This window comes from Cryobacterium sp. AP27 (genome assembly GCF_056680495.1).
In genome coordinates this window covers 1,498,211-1,515,756 of the sequence record NZ_CM155285.1, presented here as the reverse complement: position 1 = coordinate 1,515,756, position 17,546 = coordinate 1,498,211, and the positions used below count along the sequence as shown (strand labels likewise).

Below are 17,546 nucleotides of genomic sequence, written 5' to 3'. Positions count from 1 at the left end.
CCTAGCGGCGGAGCGCGAGCCGCGCCCAGTCGGCATCGAGGGTTGCGAGGGTGCTCTGCACGCTGCTGCCGAGCGCGAGGCCCTGCAGGTAGTTGTCGACCGGAATGGTCTGCGGAATGGCCTTCGACGCGCCCTGGTAGAAGTCGGCACTGGCGTAGTACTCGTTCATCCCGACGATGCGCGGGTCGGTCACCGGGGCCGAGTCGGCTGTGGTGCCGTAGCCGAGCTGGGCCGCGTTGTAGGCATCCATTACGTCCTGCTGAAACAGGAAGGTGAGAAAGTCGCGCGCCCCCTCCTTGCTGTTCGAGGCCTCCGGGATCCAGGCCGCGAGGTCGATGTTCACCCGTACTTCGAGGTCGTCGGGATCGTCGGTCATGGGCAGCGGAAAAGTGCCGAGCTCGAGGTCGGGCGAGGTCTTCGCGATCTCGCCGAGTGCCCACGGGCCCTGCAGGTACATGGCGGCTTTACCCTGGGCGAAGGCTAGGTTGCCGTCGCCGTATCCCTTGCTCGCGGCATCCGCGTTCGCGTAGCTGTCAATGAGAACCTTCATGCGGTCGACCGGTTCGGCCATCGTCTTCTCGAACGAGACCGGCGAATTGGGGCCGACCTCGGTGCCGAGTTCGTTCATCTGGTCATAGAATGCCGCCACGTCGACCTCGCCACCGACGGTGTAGTCGAACCAGCCCTGCGCGACCGTCCACGGATCTTTGAAGGTGCCGTAGAACGGGGTGATGCCCGCGGCCTTCAGCTGTTCGCAGACGGCGATGAGCTCGTCGTAGGTCTCGGGAACGTCGAGCCCCTGCTCGTCGAACATCGCCTTGTTGTAGATGACGGATGCCGCCATCACCGAATACGGCAGCACGCTGGTGCGGCCCGGGTAGGCGGCGTACTGGCCGACGAGGTCCTGCACCTCTGGGAGTACCCGGTCCGCCTCAGGCATGTCGGAGAGATCGCTCAGCGCGCCGCGTTCCATGAAGCGGGCCATCTCCATGTTGTAGTTGAGCAGTCCGAGGTCGGGCGGGTTGCCGCGCAGAAAGCTGGCCTGCAGATTCGACGACGAATCGAGGACGACTTCTACGTCGTCCTGCGTGGAGTTGTACTCCGTGATGAGATCACGGAAGTATGGAATGGCCTCGGGTTTGGTGAGGTAGAAGCGCACGGTTTCGGGAGCTTTCCCGGCGGTACAGCCAGTGAGCGTCATGCCAACCATCAGGAGCCCCAGGGTGACAGCCAGCACCCGGGGTGTGCGGCGAGTGTGTCCATGCACGTCATCGTCCTTTCAAAAACCGTCATTGGTATTCGTCTGATTAGTTTGACTATTAGATTTAGATAGCAAATCAACAGGTCTGCGACAATAATGCAACAAGAAGAATCAAGAGTCAAGAGGTGCGCAGACCATGTTGAACGCAGTTGCTCCCGAGTCACGCGCCAGCGTGCACGCGATGCTCGACTTCGCGTGGAACGCCGGCGCCTTCGTCAGCACCGATGCGATGGAGTCGACCGGCTTGACCCGGTCGACAGCCATCGACGCGCTCGATGAACTCATCGACGTCGGCCTGCTGCGCGAATTGCCGAACGCCCGAGCCGTTGGACAGTACAGCAAGGGCAGGCCTGCTCGTCGCTTCGAGCTATGCTCCGACGCGGCCGTCGTCATCGGCATGGATGCCGGCCACTCGCACCTCACCACGACAGCGGCCGACCTCCGCGGTGAACCGCTCGCGCAGCAGACTATTGAGCTCGACGCCGGGCACCAAGGCGGGGCGGAACGGCGCGCAGCTGTGCTTGGAGCGATCGACTCCATTCTGCGGGCGGCGGGTCGTTCCCGAGCAGAGGTGCTCGCCGCCTGCATCGGAGTGCCCGCGCCGGTGAACTCCCACGGCAGTTCGCCGAAGCAGCGCGACGGCTTCTGGCGGAGGATGAATCCCGACCTGCGCGAGCTGCTGGAGGAATGGGTGCCGATCGTACGGATTGAGAACGACGCCTCCCTTGCCGCTGTGGCCGAAGGCACCGTCGGCGCGGCCGTCGGCCTGCGGAATTTCGTGGTTCTCCTAGCCGGCGACCGTTTAGGCGCCGGAGTCGTCGTCGATGGGCACCTGCTCAGGGGTGCCCATGGAGGCGTTGGCGAGATGAAGGCATTCGACTACGTATTCGGGGTCGAGTCGGCCGCGGGCATAGGGCTGAAACTCACTGATTGGGTATTGCAGGCAGCCGAAGCCGGGCACATACCGTCAGATCACCCCCTCGCCGGGCTGCCCGCCGACCGGCTCACCGGTCGCGCTGTCCTCGAATTGGCACGGTCGGGTGACGCGTGGTCGAGAAGCCTTGTTGATCGAGCGGGCGCTTTGTTGGCACGCATCACCGCCGTGTTCGGCAGCCTCTACGATCCCGAGCGAGTGATTGTGGCGGGGGCGGTAGCGGACGGACTCGCCGAGGTACTTGACGTGGCTCGCACTCGCTTGCCGACGGAGCTGGACCTGCCCGCTCCCGATTTGACGCTCTCCGCGCTCGGCGCAAGCTCAGTCGCGACCGGAGCGATATCGGCCGCGATCGAGGCGGCTCGAGCGGATGTGCTTCGCCTCGGCACTGGCGCACTGCGTTGGCGTCGCGACGCCAGCTAGATGATTGTCGCGGTGTGAGCACGGGGGAGGAGGAGTGGCCGGCCATTCGCGATCGCGCTGGCGAATTTCGGTGCTTTTTTCTTGGTTAGTTCCGTCCGACGGAGAGTCGGCCGCTGACGGTGATCTCGAACGCGTTGAGGGCACCGTACCTTGTCTGGGTCCAGCGGGCTCTGCCTTGTCCGGTGGGGTCCAGGCTCCATGACCGCGAGGTACACGCATTTGAGGGCGGACTGCTCGTTGGGAAGTGGCCTCGAGCGCGGACGGCCTTGCGGGCGCATGTTCGACGTCTCACCGTTCGCCATAGCCGGAGCCCTCCTCCTCATCCTCGTGGCGATCCTCGCCCTGGTAACGTTCGTGCACAATCGGCGCTGGCCACAGCCGGCCGTGAACCTCGACACGTCCGAACTCCGAGCCGGCACAAAGGTCGTACCACTCGCGCACATCGACAGCGCCTCGCTCGGAGTCACCCCCTTGAAGAGGACCCGCGTCGTGATCCGGCGGATCACGGCCGGAAAAGAGGCACGAGCCGAGTTGGTCCTGCGCGACCGAAAAGACAGAACACCCGGCACCACCACAACCCGGCTCCTGGCAGAAGCACTGCGACGCACGACCGCTTTGCGCCAGCTGCAGCACACCGTCACTCGCAGTGGGTCCGATGGGCGGTCCCTCTCCCCGCTAACGGCCCCGCAAGCGGTCCGGCTTACGGGACGCACAGTAGACGCACGGCCCTCCGTCCGGCGCAGACGCTCATCGCATGAGCCACGTGCACCTGAGTGGGCAACTCGTCTGCCTCGATCAGGATCAGGCGTCCGTCGTCGCTGAGCATCTCTGATCACGCGGTTCGAACGCGTGCGGAGCATGGATGCCTCTCGTTCAGCGTAGTGTCGACCGACGATGGTGTGGCAGGTCGACGAGCGTTTCCAGGACAGTTCTGCGCTCAAAGCACTTCAGGACCGCGTTGCGGAAAGCGCTTGAGGACGGGCCACAGCCGGGATCGCACGTCGCTACGCGATCGACGGGCTTTGGTCGCTTCGTCTTGTCCGGCCTTTTACTTGGCCACGCTGACCGGTGAATCGAGGCTAAGTGAGATCAAGGCATGGCACGGAGAGCACAGCCAGGGCGGCCAGCGCTTCGGCGTACATGCGCGAAATCACCGGGCCAGCGGGGCTGCGCTGCGCACGGAGGCGACGACGTCGAGAACCGAACGGGTGGTGACCTTGGCGTACTGCTCGTCAAAGATCAGGCCCGCGTGGCTGGCGCCGTCGACGACGCGGTGTGAGCTCTCGGTCGACAACGTGACCAGCTTGGTCTGCGCCGCGTCGTGGGTGGCGTCGGTCTCGGCGCCGGCGGTAAGGACGACCAACGGCTTATCACCCAAGTCGGTGAGCATGGCGGCTTCCGCCCCCGAGGCGTTGGCCTGGACGAACTCGTCGATCCAGCCGGACGCGTAGTTGGCGGTGGCGGTGCCGGCGCGGACCTCGTCACGCGACTGTGCGGGCAGGTCGCCGTAGCTAAAGCTCCCGATCAAGCGCACCAACCCGACTCGGGAAGCCGCCGCGCCGAGAGCTGCAACCCGGTCCGTGACGGCGTCATAGGAGCCGCCGTCGTACGCCGCAGCTTTCCCTGGGTCCGCCTCGGTGGCCGGGTTGGTGGAGTCGACCAGCACCATCCCGGCGACCTCGTCGGGGTAACGGTCGACGTAGGTGAGGACGTAGAGGCCGCCGAAGGAGTGGCCGGCCAGCACGTAAGGCCCGGGCACGTTCCCGCGTTGCAGCAACGTGTGGAGATCGGTCGCTATCTGGGTGGCGTCCTGGGGGCTCTCGGCGGGCTCGCTCCAACCGCGACCCGCGCGGTCGTAGACGCAGACCCGGGTCTCGCTGGCGACGGCTGGCGCTATCCTCGCCATGGCCGAGGAGAAGTCACCTGCTCCGGGTTGGAGGACGACCGTCGGACTGCCGGCGCCGGTACAGTGCAGATGAAGGCGGTGTCCGCCGACGTCGATCAGCTGACCCGGCATCGGGTACGCGTTGGCGTCCACTGCTTCCTGCACGGTCTGGTAGCCGCCGCCGACCGCTGCCAGCAGCAGCACCGCGAACACCGGGTACAGCAGCCAGTGTCTGCTTCGGCTCCGCAGCTGACGGTGGGCTTGGACGGTCATCCAGGCCACCAGCGCCAGGAGGGCGACTGGCCATAGCCAGTTCAGCACCCCACGGATCGTCTCGCCGAACCCAATGAGAAGCAGACCACCCACTCCCATGAACACGGCAGGAACTGCTGCCCATGGCTGGGGTTGGTTGGTGAACCGCATCGAGAGCAGCGTCAACGTCGCCCAACCCAGGGCGAACCCGCACAGAACTGCGCCGGTGACGTCGTTCTCTTCCGGGCTGATGAACGGGGCGGCAGCGAGGAGGAGAGCTGCGAGCAGTCCGACGGCCAACGAGCTGGCCACGACCCAGCCGATGTGGCCGCGCGACACCGAACTCGCGGGGACCGGATCCGGGCCCTTGTCCGGGGAAGTGGGGGGAGGAATCGGAGTAGGGGTGGTGGTCACGATCGGCTCGATTCTAAGCGCCGCTAGCGTCGCGCGAGTACAGTGATCTGCACTTGTTACACGTGCCGTCGCTGTGACAGTACCCGCCGAAAGCCTGCAGCGATAGGTCCTAATCGGACCGGGACCTTGATGTCGGGGACGCCGCGGCGTCCACTCCGACAGTGCGCGTAGGCGCCCGGGTGGAGTCTCCTCACACGAGTCGAAGATTCGTTCGGCGAGGATGCGGACCAGATCATAAAAAACGGATTCAATCGTCAGGGCGGCGCTCGCGTCGTCGCATGATGCCGAGGCACCAGTTAGACATTCGCTCCATAGCCTCCACAAAGACATCTCTTCGGACCTCTTGAGAGCGGCGCTCGATCACTATCCCGAGGATGCTCCCAAGATCGTTTTCCAGGTCAACGCACCAGTCACCGCACTGCGATTAAACCCGTTCAACTTGCCTCCCCCAACTACATTGACCGGTATCTCACCGGGGGACGAGTGGATGCAGATTGATCGCGAGTATTTCGTTCAATCCCCAAGACGTCCGACACCGCATTCCTCACGCTGGATGCCCTGATGCGAACCATCTCCCGCTGAGGGTTCCGCTGACGGACATCGGGCGTTGTCCTGTCGGTGCCGGGTGGCATGATCGCTCCTGTGACAGGAGCTTAACTTCTGGCCGCGATAGAAGGGGACGAAAGATGAGCCTCCCTGCAGAGCGCCAAAGTCTCATGCAGCTCCAGGAGTCTCCTGGGTCACGTCCCGCCGGGTGGTGTAATTCATCGTCACCGTGCGGGTCAGTTGTTTTAGTTTAGGCGGCAGCGAGTTCTGGGAGGATCACCGCCTCGTCGATGACCTCGGTTGGGTTGTTCATTGTGGCCAGCTCGAGCATCGAGGCTTCGGAGAAGTAGCGTCGTTCGCCGGCTTCCCACTCGTCGTGTTGCTCGATCAGGACTGCGCCCGCGAGGCGGAGGAGGGCGGCGGAGTTAGGGAAGACGCCGACGACATCGGTGCGGCGTTTGATCTCCTTGTTGACCCGTTCCAACGGGTTTGTCGACCAGATCTGTCGCCAGTGACGCCGCGGGAACGCGGCGAAAGCGAGCAGGTCGGGTTGGGCATCGGTGAGCATCGCCGCGACCTTCGGGTGGGACCGGCTGAGCATCGTGGTGACCTCACGGAATTGCTTCTCGATGTGCTCGCGGTCGGGCTGGGCGAAGATGGTGCGGATGATCGACGCGACCATCTCCTGGGATCCTTTCGGGACCACGGCGAGGACGTTTCGCATGAAGTGCACTCGGCATCTCTGCCAGCCGGCGCCTTGGAAGACCGTGCCGATGGCCTTCTTCAGCCCGGTGTGGGCGTCAGACATGACCAGCTTCACCCCGTCGAGACCGCGGGTCTTCAACGACCGTAAGAAGCTGGTCCAGAAGCCTTCGTTCTCGCTGTCGCCCACGTCGAACCCCAGGACTTCCCGCCGTCCGTCGGCGGCGACGCCGATCGCGACGACGACGGCCTGGGACACGATGCGGTGCCCGACGCGCGCTTTGCAGTACGTGGCGTCGAGGAACACGTACGGGAAGTCCTGAGCGGCCAGCGTCCGGTCCCGGAACTCGGCCACTTCCGTGTCGAGGCCGGCGCAGATCCTGGACACTTCCGACTTGGATATCCCGGTATCAGCGCCGAGCGCCTTGACGAGGTCGTCGACCTTTCGGGTCGAGACGCCGTGGACATAGGCCTCCATCACGACGGCGAACAGGGCTTGGTCGACGCGGCGGCGGCGCTCGAGCAGGGCGGGGAAGAACGACCCGGCGCGCAGCTTCGGGATCTTCAGATCAAGGTCCCCGGCGGTCGTGCTCAAAGTCCGTGGCCGGGTGCCGTTGCGGTACGTGGTGCGGTCGCCGGAGCGTTCAAACGGGGCGGCGCCGATGAACGCGCTCGCTTCCGCATCGATGAGTTCTTGATACAGAGTTTCGGTCGCGACGCGGATGCGGTCGGTGACATCGGTGAGTTTGAGTTCTCCCAGCAGGTTGAGCAGGGCAGACTGGTCTAGAGCCATCGTGTGGTGTCCTTCGTGAGTTGCTTTAGTCGGTACTCACTGACCATCGCACGATGGCTCCTTGCGTTGACGAAGCAACGCTCAAAGCGGGGAAACCACACCACTCAATGGGACATGACCGTCTCCTGTTCCGTAAGAACTCACGACTGACAGAACCCCGAGAAGAGTCGTCTAGTCGATGGGCTCCACCCATTCGGCCCGCCATCCGGGTGCCTCCGACTTTTGCGTGTAATAGCGTGTATCGCGGATGATCGACCCGTCCGCTCCGAACTCCAGGATGACCACCACGTGCCACACGTCCCCGGCATAGTCATTCATCCCCTCGACGATCCAGATTTTCCCTGACCCCACGACTCGGCGCAGGGTGATCGAGGGGGCACAGGAAAAGCCTCCTGCGTTGCCCGCATTGCCCGCATGGCCTCACGTCCAGGGATGCGCTCCCCAGACTGAGGCATCTCTATCACGTAGCTTTCGTCACGAAGCCGAAACTCAGCGTCAGGTGAGAGCCCCTCCCCTGTGAGGCCGAACAAGCGCTGGAGGCCCTCGCGCATGGCCACCGGATCGTTGTCCGTAATTGCCTGCAGAAATAATTCGCGCACATCAAGGTCGCTCATTTATCCTCCTGGTCGACGTTAAAACTCGATTACGCACATTCTGCTCCTCCGCACGATGGAAGTGTCAGTGCCAGCGGACTACTTTCAACCCGCGTCGTCAGGCGCGCCACTTGGTAGTGTCTGGCGGGTGGGACAACTCAGAGTTCGTTCGATGATCACGTGCAGCGTGTCCGCTCAGGCATTGGCGCCGCACGGAGTCTTGGGTGCAGTTACGCGCGAACGGAACAGAGATGCTCTGGAGTTCGAGTGTTCCCGGGCCCGCCAGGCGCCGCTCCGGGGACGATGGATGGATGACGCGGCTTCTCAGTCAAGACAAGCGCGAACGCAGCGCGCGACTGCCGGACGGATCTCGGCGTCCGGATCGACGGTCAGTCTGTGGAACAGGAGCCCGTTGCCGCACGCTAGCAGTGTTCGCGCCGCCTCGTCGGCATCCTGGGCACCGGCTTGCCGAAGAAGCGCCGCTGTCCACTCGACCATGACGGCGCGCTGGCGCAGCAGTGGCGCGAGGATATCTGCGTCGTGCGCAGCCTCAAGGGAGAGCGCGAGGCGCACTCGAGTGCGAGCTGCTTGAGCACCGGAAGCGGTCTCAATCAGCGAGCAGACGAGGTCGACGACGTCCCGCTCAGTCGTCGTGTCCCCGGTCGGCGCGATCGGCGCATCCGCCCGCTCGGCGTCGGCGATGTGCTCGACCAGCCCGGCGAGGAGTGCGGCGCGAGTGCGAAACCAGTTCGACGTCGATCCCTTGGGGAGCCCGGCGCGGGCGTCGACGCGGGCGTGTGTGAGGGCTCGGATACCGTGGTCGCCGACTTCGTCAACCGCTGCGCGAAGGGCGCGTTCTCTCCTGGTGATCACACTAAGAATTTACACTACTGACGTAGTGACAGTGCACTATGAACGTAGTAAAATGTCTCCATGGTGATGGAATATGTGGTCCTCGCCGCGTGGCTGATACAAGCGGCTGTGGGAGTCTCGCTCTTCGTGAGCTGGTGGCGCGGCGGGCGCACGCGCGCACCGACCGTCGTGACCCATGCCGCGGCAGGAGTCCTCGGACTCGCACTGTGGGCGGCCTTCCTGCTGACCGGCAACGTGGTGTGGGCGTGGCTCGCGTTCGTGGTAATCACGGTGGGAAATGGCTTCGGCGACGCGATGCTACTCGGGCGATCGCGGGGCTTGCACGGCGTGACGACGTTCTGGAAGGGGTATGTGGGCGCCGTTGGCGACACCTTCCGAGGCCGGATGCCTCCACGCGTCACCTTCCACGCGTTGTTCTCTGGCCTGGTCTATTTCACGTGCCTCGGCGTGTGCATCGGAGCTACTGTCGCGGGCGCGGCGTGATGCGGGGAACTGGCCGAGTCTGTGCAGTCTTGCGACTACTTGCGCTCCGCAGAGGGTTCCCAAGTGACACGGCATCAGCGCACTCGGCCGCCGGGTGGTTTTGCCTCAGATCTGTCGCGTTGGGCGTCCCCCCTTGCGGACAGGTGACGGCCGGGCCAGGGCGTCACGGTCGTCGGTGCCGTGGTCGTCCGCGCTCCGCGTCTGCTTGGCGACCAGCGCTCGTGGCCCCTGTTCGGCACGTTGGCACGTGTCCGAACCAGGGCCAACTTCCCAAACAGGTGCCACGAAGGCGTGGCGGCGAAGAACACTCGCTGACGTCGCGCGCGAAGGTTCCGGTTGCGGAACACCGCCGAGAGCCGGACTCGCTGTGCAGGCGACTGTTGACATTTGTGCAGGCGACTTCAGGAAATGACTTCGGGCGTGGGCGCCCGCGCGCGCCAGGTGCTGATGCCGAACAGGGCCCAGCCGATGCCTGTCCCGAGGTGAGCGAAGGCCCCGTAGATTCTGTAGCCGCCGATGGGGTCGGTGAGCGGGTTCGGCAGCAGTGCCCACGCAAAGGCGATTGCGAGGAGAACTCCGATGCACAGCAGCAGTAGGCGGCTCGGCCCGCTCACCCGCGGGTGGAGCCGGGTTCCCCACAAGAGCAGGGCCAGCCCGATCGCGGCGAAGGGGAGAAAGAAAGGCGCCCCCAGTGCCTGGATGCTCAGATCGATGAGCGCTGGAACGATTAGGCCGATCAGTAGCAGCACGTAGCCGACCCGCGCCATCCGGCCGGTTGCCAGCGGCAGGCGCGATTGGAGAATGACCAGCCCCGCCGCGATCAGCAGATTCGGAATACCACCGAGCAGCATGCCCCAGAACAGCATCGAGCCGCCCAGAACGGCGCGGTCCTCGTTGAATGACGTCGGGCCGTGCACCGTCGTAAAGATCAGCCAGAGCCCGGCCATGAGCAGGCCGCCCATCACCATGAAGACGCTCGCCCAGCGAACTCGAGCGGCGGCATCCGTGTTCATGTCGCCAACAATAGACCCGGAGGTCACCTTCACAATCGTGGGACGCGCCCGTAGAGGGTTTCCAAATGACACGGCATCGGTGTGCTCGGCCGCCGGGTGGGTTGGGCCTGTCTCTGTCGCGTTGGTCGTCCGACTTAAAGGAGATCGCGAGCAGGTGCACTGCAGGCTCAGCAGGCTGTCTCGGTATCATGCGGACTATGCCAATCAAGCTGGAAAATGTAGGGATTGCCGTCCGCGACATCGACGCCACTATCGCGTTCTTCACCGACCTCGGGCTCGAGGTCATCGGTCGTGACACCATCAGTGGCGACTGGGCCGACACCGCCGTCGGCCTCGACGGCAACCACGCCAAGATCGCGGTGCTCACAACGCCGGACGGTCATGGTCAGATCGAGCTCTTCGAATACCTTCACCCCGACGCGATCGAGACCGAACCCACTCTCCCCAACGAGATCGGCATGCACCGCGTCGCGTTCTCCGTCGACGACATCGAGACAGCGCTTGAAATTGCTGCGCGGCACGGCTGCTACCCGCTTCGCGGCGTGGCGACCTATCAGGATCTCTACCAGCTCACATATCTACGCGGGCCGAGCGGAATCCTCGTGATGCTCGCCCAGGACCTGAAGAAGGGCTAGCGGCCGTTCGCTCCAATTGGGCTGCGTCACTGAACTCGATCTTGGCGCGTTCGCGACCGTCGGTGTGCTCTCTGTGTCCAGCGGAAGTTCCCCTGCGACACGGCCGGCGTCGGTCCTAGACCATCGCACTGGCGCGCTGAAAATGTCGCACTGGCTGTCCGGCTTGCGGGCGTCAGAGCGCGTGGATGATCACGACCGACGCAGAGTTCGTACCGAAGACAGCTGCACCTCATGGGTGCGTTGCTTCCTTCCCTCCGCCCGGTCAGTGTAGCGGCGATGTCGAACCGCTGATAGAGATGGTGTTGCCCTCGCGCTCGCCCCTGAATCGGTACTCGCCCCAGCGGATCGTTTGCGACTGCTCGTGCTCGACCGCGGCCCAATCCCACCCGGTCATAGCAGGGGAGTCGGCGCCGCATTGGGGCGGGTAGGACTCCATGATCGTCGTGCAGAACACCGGTCCGTCTCCGTCATCGAGCACCATGCCGGCGAACGATTCCTCGGCGGGGCCGCTCAACGCGATCAGCAGCGCGAGGATCGCGAGCGCGAGGGCGACCGGTGTCATCGCATACCGCTCCGGTTTGGACCGGGAGATCGCATTCATCACCACGCCGAGGGTGAGGTATCCAAAGACCACCCAGATCCCCACTTGCGAGAACGCGTTCGGAAACACGTCAGCGACACCCGCCCGGTCGAGGGCGAGCAGGGCGATGAACCCGTAGATCAGGATGGAGACGCCGGAGGCGATCCGATACCCGAGCGGCAGCACGCCGGGATGCTGCCCGCCCCACGCGAATCGTCCCCACGGCGCGCCGGAGGCGAGGGAAAGCTGGAAGAGAACCAGCAGGCCAATCAGAGTGACGAAGGCGATGGCGGCGATCACGGATGCAAGCATACGGGGCGGGCAGGTAAACCCACCCTTGCCGGCAGGGAGCACCTCTGCCGCGCTGTGCTAGCCGAGATCGATCAGCTAACTTATGCCAACTTACTAATGCGTGGCGAGAAGAGGGCACCCGGTCTATGGCGGTGCGATTGAGCACTACGCCGACGCGATCACTGTCCCACAGTGGTCACCAGCGTTCGTCCCGGTGAGGGTTCCCTTGTGAAAACGCCGATCGAGCCCGGCCCAGGCTCCGCGAACTGTCGCAACCTGTGTCGCTCAGGGTCCCTCTGACGGTCATCGGGCCGCAAATCTTGTTGTGGACATGTGCGGAACGTGAGCTGTGCCTCTTGGATGGCCTCGACGGGCTCGCGACCGGGGCATCCATCCTTGCGGTCGGCTCGTACATGCTCATCGGCTTCTGGCAGTTCAACCAGTCCTGCTTCAGCCCACCATCAACCCGGGTCAACGCTCGTTGAAAAGTAGGCCGTTACTACATCGACCGCTTGAAACTGTCAGCGCTACTGGTCTATTTTTCGAAGAGCGCTGACAAACCCGGACGATTTGGACAAATGCTAGACAACGAACGATCCGTTAGCGCTTGCGATCGTCGCAGCGGCGATCTGTGGTGCTCTCGTCTTATTCCTGTGGTGGAACACCAGTCCAGCCAAGATCATCACGGGCGACAGCGACACCGCCTCCCTGGGTCGGTGGATCACTTTCCGCCCTTGCCATCGAGACCCGCACCGAACTGCTCCTCATTCTGATCCGCGGTAGTGGGCCCGCGGCTCTTCAGTCCACTGGTCTTGCAACTACTAGTGCATTGGAATGCACTGAAGGTGCATATACTGATCTGCGATGAGCCGAAAAGTCTAGCCAGGGCGACGTGTTTGGCGAAGCCATATCCGTCGGCAACCCCGCGGTGAATACCGGCCGATAGACGTTGCCCGCCCCCTCAGCTTCAAGAAGAACGAGAGGAACACCCATGCACGCGGATACAGTTACTCTCGCCTCGACGATCGGCGCGCGAATCCGCCGGGAGCGGCTGGCGCGTGAGTGGACACTTGATCACCTCGCGGAGACAGCCGGCGTCAGCCGCCGCCAACTGGTGAATATTGAGCAAGGCGAAGCGAACCCCAGCATTGGCACGCTGCTGAGCATGAGCGACGCTCTCGGAATCGCCCTGTCCGAGCTCGTTGAGCCACCATCGGCACGCTTAGTGAATATCACTCGCGCGGGAGACGGCGCAGAACTGTGGACCGGAGAACACGGTGGCCGCGGCGTACTGCTCGTGAGCACGCCGTTTCCCGATGTGGTGGAGCTGTGGGACTGGCGGATGAATCCCGGCGAGCGTCACGAAAGCAAACCGCACCACCTGGGTGCCCGCGAGCTGTTACGAGTCACCATCGGTGTGGTGACAGTTGAAGTCGGGGGCGATCGCAACGAGCTCGAGGCAGGTGACGCGATCATGTTCTCCGGCGATGTGCCGCACGCGTACGGCAATCAGGGCACCGAGCCCGCGCAGTTCGCATTGACCGTCTACGACCCGGCCGACTCTCGCGCCTCGGGCCGGAAGCTGCCTCACAACGCGGCGGACGCCGCGCCAACATCATCCACCATGACCCCGTCTCCGAGACAGGGCTAGCCTGAGAAGGAGAACGCTGTGTATACCCCGCGACACAATCTCATCAAGGACGAGGCCACCATCCGCGACATGGTCGCCGCAGTCCGCACCGCATGGTTCGTCACCGCCGACTCGGACGGAATCCCGCAAGCGACGTTCCTGCCGATCATCTGGCGGGAAAACTCCGTGATCATGCACGTGGCGCGCGCCAACCGGCACTGGCGGGCACTGACGCCCGCCAGCGCGGCACTGCTGATCGTAACCGGCCCCGACGCCTACATCTCCCCGAGCTGGTACGAGCAGAAGCACATCGACGGTCGTGTCGTGCCGACCTGGGACTACACAGCCGTCCACCTCATCGGCACCGCCACTGTCCATGAGGACCCCGAATGGCTGCGCACCGCGGTCACCGAACTCACCGACGCGCACGAAGCCAGGCGGGAGCATCCCTGGGCGGTCTCCGACGCGCCAGCAGACCACATCGACTTCGAGCTCAGCGGCATCGTCGGCATCGAAGTCACCGTCACCCGAATCGAGGGCAAGGCGAAACTCAACCAGAACTACTCCGAGGCCGACCGACGCGGCGCCGTGAGCGGCCTTGCCCGCGAGCCATTCGCCGACGCGACGGCCGTCGCCCAGGAGATCGCGGCCACGCTTCAAGACTGAGGATCGACGCGCCTGGCCTGCAGCCCACTGATAGTTGCGTCGGTTGTTGAGGTCGTGGGGAACGCGTGCCGGGGCTGCGGCCGAGGTCACTCGCGGCATGCAGGGGCGTATGGTCGAGTCCCCAAGAGCTCCGCCCACTCCTTCTCGGTGAGTGCTCGTCCCGCGATCCGACAGGCGCGTTCCTGCCACACCTCCGGCTCGGCGACGACCTCCTGCCAACGCCCGTCGGACTGCTCGAGCATGACGGTGCGCTCGTTGGGTTCGGCCGACGCCTGGTCCCGTAGGCGCAGATCGCTGGGAAAGCGCGCCGACCAGTCTCCGAAGTCCCACGTGATGATCGCGCCGTCATCTCCGGCCGTCACCAGCTCACCGGTCGGTCGGAACTCGACGGCGGTGACCCCGCCGTCAAGATCCCGGAGCGTCTCCGCGATCTTGCCGGTTGAGGTGCTGGCCACTACGACGCCGGTGCCGGCGGCGATGGCTAGCTGATGGCCGTCTGGGCTGAAGTCGGCCACCGTTGGAAAGGACGACAGCGAGACCGTGATGGGCGCTGTTTGCCCGGAGGGGTCGACGATCCGCACCGCGAGCGAGCCATCTCGGACGGCGATCCGGCGGCCATCCGGACTGACGGCGAGAATCCCGGTGCCGGGGACCCGATGGAGCTCCCTGCCCGATGCCGTATCGAGTACGACGGTCGGTCCGAACCCGCTGGCGTATATGCGCGAACCGTCCGGTGAGAACTTCACCGCACTGTATTGCCATGCCGGACCGGGCAAGGCCTGACCGGGCTGGGAAGTCGGATCGGCACTGATCACGCCGAGCTCCACGAGTATCGGGCCGGTCCCGTCTCCTGCGCTGCCTCGCCACAGGGCGACGCTCGCGGATGACTCAGGCTGCTGCGTCGCCGCGAGCGCTGCGAACAGGGATCCGTCGGCCGAGAACTCGACGTCTATTGCCGTCCCGCCCATCCCCTCGTAGGTTGTCACGCCAGAGCGACCCTGCTGTGCGAGATCGAGCGTCCCCGTCCGCCGGGCAGGGCAGTGGACGTCGTTACAGGGGTCGGATGTCTCGCTGAATGCGACGGCGCCGGAGACGGGATCGACGGCCGATGTCAGCATCATCCTCCCGAACGGGGAGTACTCGCCGAGCTGCGATCGGGCGTCCAGATCGAACAGGCGCACGTCGTGGTCGCTGTCGATCACCGATGCCCGGGTCCCGTCCTCTGCAAGCGACATGCCCACGGCGGCTACTCCGTCTTCCGGGATCCGGATCACGCTCGTGAGACGGGGTGCGCGCGAGATGACGCGTACGAGGTTGACACGAGTCTCGGAATCGTCCCAGATGTGGATGGCCTCCACAGCGAGTAGCAGCGCACGGTCGAAATCCGACTCCTCCAGCGCCAGCCCAGCGACCCGTCGGGCCTCTGCGACCGTCGCGCGCTCGCCTGCGAGGTTCGCCTGGAAACCGGCAACGAGGCTCGCCGTCACCGCAAAGATCGCAAGAGCGGCCGCGCCCACAGTCACCCAGGAGAGCCGCCGCACCATGCGGCGCTCCTTGCGAAGCTGGTTCTGCGCGGCAGCGAGTCCCGCGGTCGCATTCGCCGAAGAGGCCTCGAGAAACTCGCTTTCGACCCCCGTGAGCGCGGGACCGACCGCATCGCGCCACTGCTGAGCCGCCGTCAGTCGGCCGCCGCGATAGAGCTCGCTCTCGGGTCGTGCCATCGCATCCCAGGCGACCGCGGCGGAACCGAGGTGTCGCATGATCCGCTGGCCCTCGACATCATCGGCGAGCCATTCCTTGAGCCGTGGCCACTCCCGTGCGAGCGCTTCATGCGAGACCTGCACCGATTCCTCATCGGTCGTCAGTAGCCGCGCATCGACAAGCCGACCGACGATCTGCGCATGGGCGTCGTCGATCGCGATCCGCGTCCGCTCCACCCGACGAGCTATCACCGCCCCGTCCGCGGAAGCCTCGACCAGACGAAGGAGGATGTCGCGCAGCAGCCGCTCCCCATCGGGGGAGAGCGTCGCGTAGACCTCTTCGGCGGTCTTCGCGACGGCACCGGAGATTTCACCGGATGCCCGATACCCGTCGACGGTCAGAACGCGGCCCTCACGACGTAACCACACCTGACGCAGGGCATGAGACAGCAGTGGAAGTGCCCGCCCATCGGCGTCGCGAACCAAGATCTCCACGAGGCCCGGCTCGAGGATGAGCCCGGCCTGTTCTGCAGGCTTCTCGATCACGGTTCGAACTCCGTCGGGGCCGAGCGCGGTGAGCATCAGCATGTGCGACTGGATGATCTGGGCGAATCCTTCGTGATGGGCCAGGTCTCCGAGGCGGTCGGCGCGGATCGCGACGACGAGCATGCCGCGGTAGACCATTCGCGACAAGGCGTCGAAGAACTCCTCGACCTGGGCGGGGTCGTCTGCGGCGAAGGCTTGCTCGCATTGATCGACGATCAGCAGCGATTCTCCGACTGGAAGAACGACATCCCGAAGGGAAGCTGCCGGATGCTCGCCCACCGTCACGATGGCGACCTTGGTGCCACGCGCGAGGAGCTGGGCACCGATCCCGGCCCTCACGAAGGAGGACTTGCCCACACCCGATGAGCCCGCGACGAGGAGCACACCGTGCTTCTCGAGTGCCCGCAGTGCCCCCGACAGCTCCTGCTCGCGACCGAAGTAGCGCTCGGCATCCACCACGCCCGCGGAAGGCAGGCCGAAGTACGGACACTCCGTGCTCTCGGCCCGGAACACCCGGTCGGACAGCAGAGCGGGATCCTGGCGCAGGATCGCCTGCTCCAGCTCGGCAAGCTCCGTACACGGGTCCAGTCCGAGCTCGGCAGCGAGCAGCCCACGCGCCCTGCGCACCGTGGCGAGCGCGTCCGCTTGCCGACCCTGCCGGTACTGCGCCACGCTCAGCACGACCCAGCGCCGCTCGCGCAACGGTGCCTCGGCGACGCGGGCCCGCGCCACCGCGGTCACCTCCTGAACCTCTCCCGACTGGAGCTGTGCGTCCAGAAGCAGCTCCTCGACCCCGAGACGCATCTCCTCCAGATGTCCGGACGCGAGCCGAGCCGGCTCCCAGTCGAGGAGTTCGACGTAGGGCTCCCCCCGCCACAGGGCGAGCGCCTCCGAGAACGTGTGCGCAGCCCGCTCGGGCTCGCCAAACTCCAGCTGCTGCGTACCCCGCGTGACGAGTCGTTCGAACCGCTCGGCGTCGACCTCGAAATGCACCGGTATCAGTCGGTACCCGAGCGGTGTGGTCTCGATCTGCGCCGGCGCGATGAGCCGGCGCAACCGCATGACGCATCCCGGAATGATCTTCGACCACGAGGCGGGCGGATTGTCGCCCCAGAGCGCCGCCGCGAGGGATTCGACCGACAACGATGCGCCCAGCCGGACTGTGAGCGCACCCATCACCGCTCGATCCCGCCGAGCCAAAGGGACCCGGCCGTCGTCAAGCGTCAGCGCTCCCAGTACGCGCACCTCCATGACGCCACTGTGACCCCGACCCCGACATCCGTCAAGACCATTGATATCGCACCGATACCGAATCGGCGGGTGCCG

General features: G+C 64.9%; 14 protein-coding genes and 2 pseudogenes. 7 read left to right on the top strand and 9 right to left on the bottom strand.

The features are described from left to right. Position 1: 1 nt before the first annotated feature. Positions 2-1,267, bottom strand: a complete 1,266-nt coding sequence (locus AC1MB9_RS07180) for an ABC transporter substrate-binding protein (protein WP_479964337.1) — start codon at positions 1,265-1,267, stop codon at positions 2-4. Positions 1,268-1,397: 130 nt separating this feature from the next. Between AC1MB9_RS07180 and AC1MB9_RS07175 the strand changes: the two genes are divergently transcribed. Next, on the top strand, positions 1,398-2,618 hold the full coding sequence (locus AC1MB9_RS07175) for an ROK family protein (protein WP_479964336.1): 1,221 nt from the start codon (positions 1,398-1,400) through the stop codon (positions 2,616-2,618). Between the two features lie 85 nt (positions 2,619-2,703). Here AC1MB9_RS07175 and AC1MB9_RS07170 read toward each other — a convergent pair. The 5 genes and pseudogenes from AC1MB9_RS07170 to AC1MB9_RS07150 all read right to left on the bottom strand — a co-directional run. After that, a pseudogene (locus tag AC1MB9_RS07170) lies at positions 2,704-2,889 on the bottom strand (IS256 family transposase); the annotation flags it as partial. Positions 2,890-3,768: 879 nt separating this feature from the next. Continuing rightward, entirely contained in the window at positions 3,769-5,169 is a 1,401-nt protein-coding gene (locus AC1MB9_RS07165; RefSeq protein ID WP_479964335.1) for an alpha/beta fold hydrolase, read from the bottom strand. A 796-nt stretch (positions 5,170-5,965) separates the two neighbouring features. After that, on the bottom strand, positions 5,966-7,210 hold the full coding sequence (locus AC1MB9_RS07160) for an IS256 family transposase (RefSeq protein WP_479963004.1): 1,245 nt from the start codon (positions 7,208-7,210) through the stop codon (positions 5,966-5,968). 171 nt (positions 7,211-7,381) lie between these two features. Then, positions 7,382-7,528 carry a hypothetical protein gene (locus AC1MB9_RS07155; RefSeq protein WP_479964334.1) on the bottom strand — a complete coding sequence of 49 codons (147 nt, stop codon included), beginning with the start codon at positions 7,526-7,528 and terminating at the stop codon, positions 7,382-7,384. A gap of 599 nt (positions 7,529-8,127) precedes the next feature. Then, positions 8,128-8,676: a TetR/AcrR family transcriptional regulator gene (locus AC1MB9_RS07150; protein ID WP_479964333.1), complete on the bottom strand. Its 549-nt coding sequence runs from the start codon at positions 8,674-8,676 to the stop codon at positions 8,128-8,130. A 60-nt stretch (positions 8,677-8,736) separates the two neighbouring features. Here AC1MB9_RS07150 and AC1MB9_RS07145 point away from each other — a divergent pair, with 60 nt between their 5' ends. Beyond that, positions 8,737-9,159, top strand: coding sequence for a hypothetical protein (locus AC1MB9_RS07145; protein ID WP_479964332.1), 423 nt, complete (start codon positions 8,737-8,739; stop codon positions 9,157-9,159). Between the two features lie 401 nt (positions 9,160-9,560). Here AC1MB9_RS07145 and AC1MB9_RS07140 read toward each other — a convergent pair whose 3' ends face one another. Continuing rightward, on the bottom strand, positions 9,561-10,172 hold the full coding sequence (locus tag AC1MB9_RS07140) for a hypothetical protein (protein ID WP_479964331.1): 612 nt from the start codon (positions 10,170-10,172) through the stop codon (positions 9,561-9,563). Between the two features lie 197 nt (positions 10,173-10,369). On the opposite strand from AC1MB9_RS07140, the gene AC1MB9_RS07135 reads away from it, so the two are divergent. Further along, a complete protein-coding gene (locus AC1MB9_RS07135) occupies positions 10,370-10,807 on the top strand; it encodes a VOC family protein (protein ID WP_479964330.1) in 438 nt (145 codons plus the stop codon). 262 nt (positions 10,808-11,069) lie between these two features. Here AC1MB9_RS07135 and AC1MB9_RS07130 read toward each other — a convergent pair whose 3' ends face one another. Continuing rightward, complete coding sequence (locus tag AC1MB9_RS07130) at positions 11,070-11,687, bottom strand: hypothetical protein (protein ID WP_479964329.1); 618 nt, start codon at positions 11,685-11,687, stop codon at positions 11,070-11,072. Positions 11,688-12,034: 347 nt separating this feature from the next. Between AC1MB9_RS07130 and AC1MB9_RS07125 the strand changes: the two genes are divergently transcribed. The 4 genes and pseudogenes from AC1MB9_RS07125 (at position 12,035) to AC1MB9_RS07110 (ending at position 13,974) form a co-directional block, all read left to right on the top strand. Then, positions 12,035-12,163, top strand: a complete 129-nt coding sequence (locus AC1MB9_RS07125) for a hypothetical protein (RefSeq protein WP_479964328.1) — start codon at positions 12,035-12,037, stop codon at positions 12,161-12,163. A 112-nt stretch (positions 12,164-12,275) separates the two neighbouring features. After that, positions 12,276-12,459 (top strand): annotated as a pseudogene (locus tag AC1MB9_RS07120) (phospho-N-acetylmuramoyl-pentapeptide-transferase); the annotation flags it as partial. 210 nt (positions 12,460-12,669) lie between these two features. Further along, positions 12,670-13,329, top strand: a complete 660-nt coding sequence (locus AC1MB9_RS07115) for a helix-turn-helix domain-containing protein (protein ID WP_479964327.1) — start codon at positions 12,670-12,672, stop codon at positions 13,327-13,329. An 18-nt stretch (positions 13,330-13,347) separates the two neighbouring features. Continuing rightward, positions 13,348-13,974 (top strand): FMN-binding negative transcriptional regulator, encoded by a 627-nt coding sequence (locus tag AC1MB9_RS07110; protein WP_479964326.1) that lies wholly within the window; start codon positions 13,348-13,350, stop codon positions 13,972-13,974. Positions 13,975-14,060: 86 nt separating this feature from the next. On the opposite strand, the gene AC1MB9_RS07105 is transcribed toward AC1MB9_RS07110, so the two are convergent. After that, positions 14,061-17,471 (bottom strand): nSTAND1 domain-containing NTPase, encoded by a 3,411-nt coding sequence (locus tag AC1MB9_RS07105; RefSeq protein WP_479964325.1) that lies wholly within the window; start codon positions 17,469-17,471, stop codon positions 14,061-14,063. Positions 17,472-17,546 lie beyond the last annotated feature (75 nt).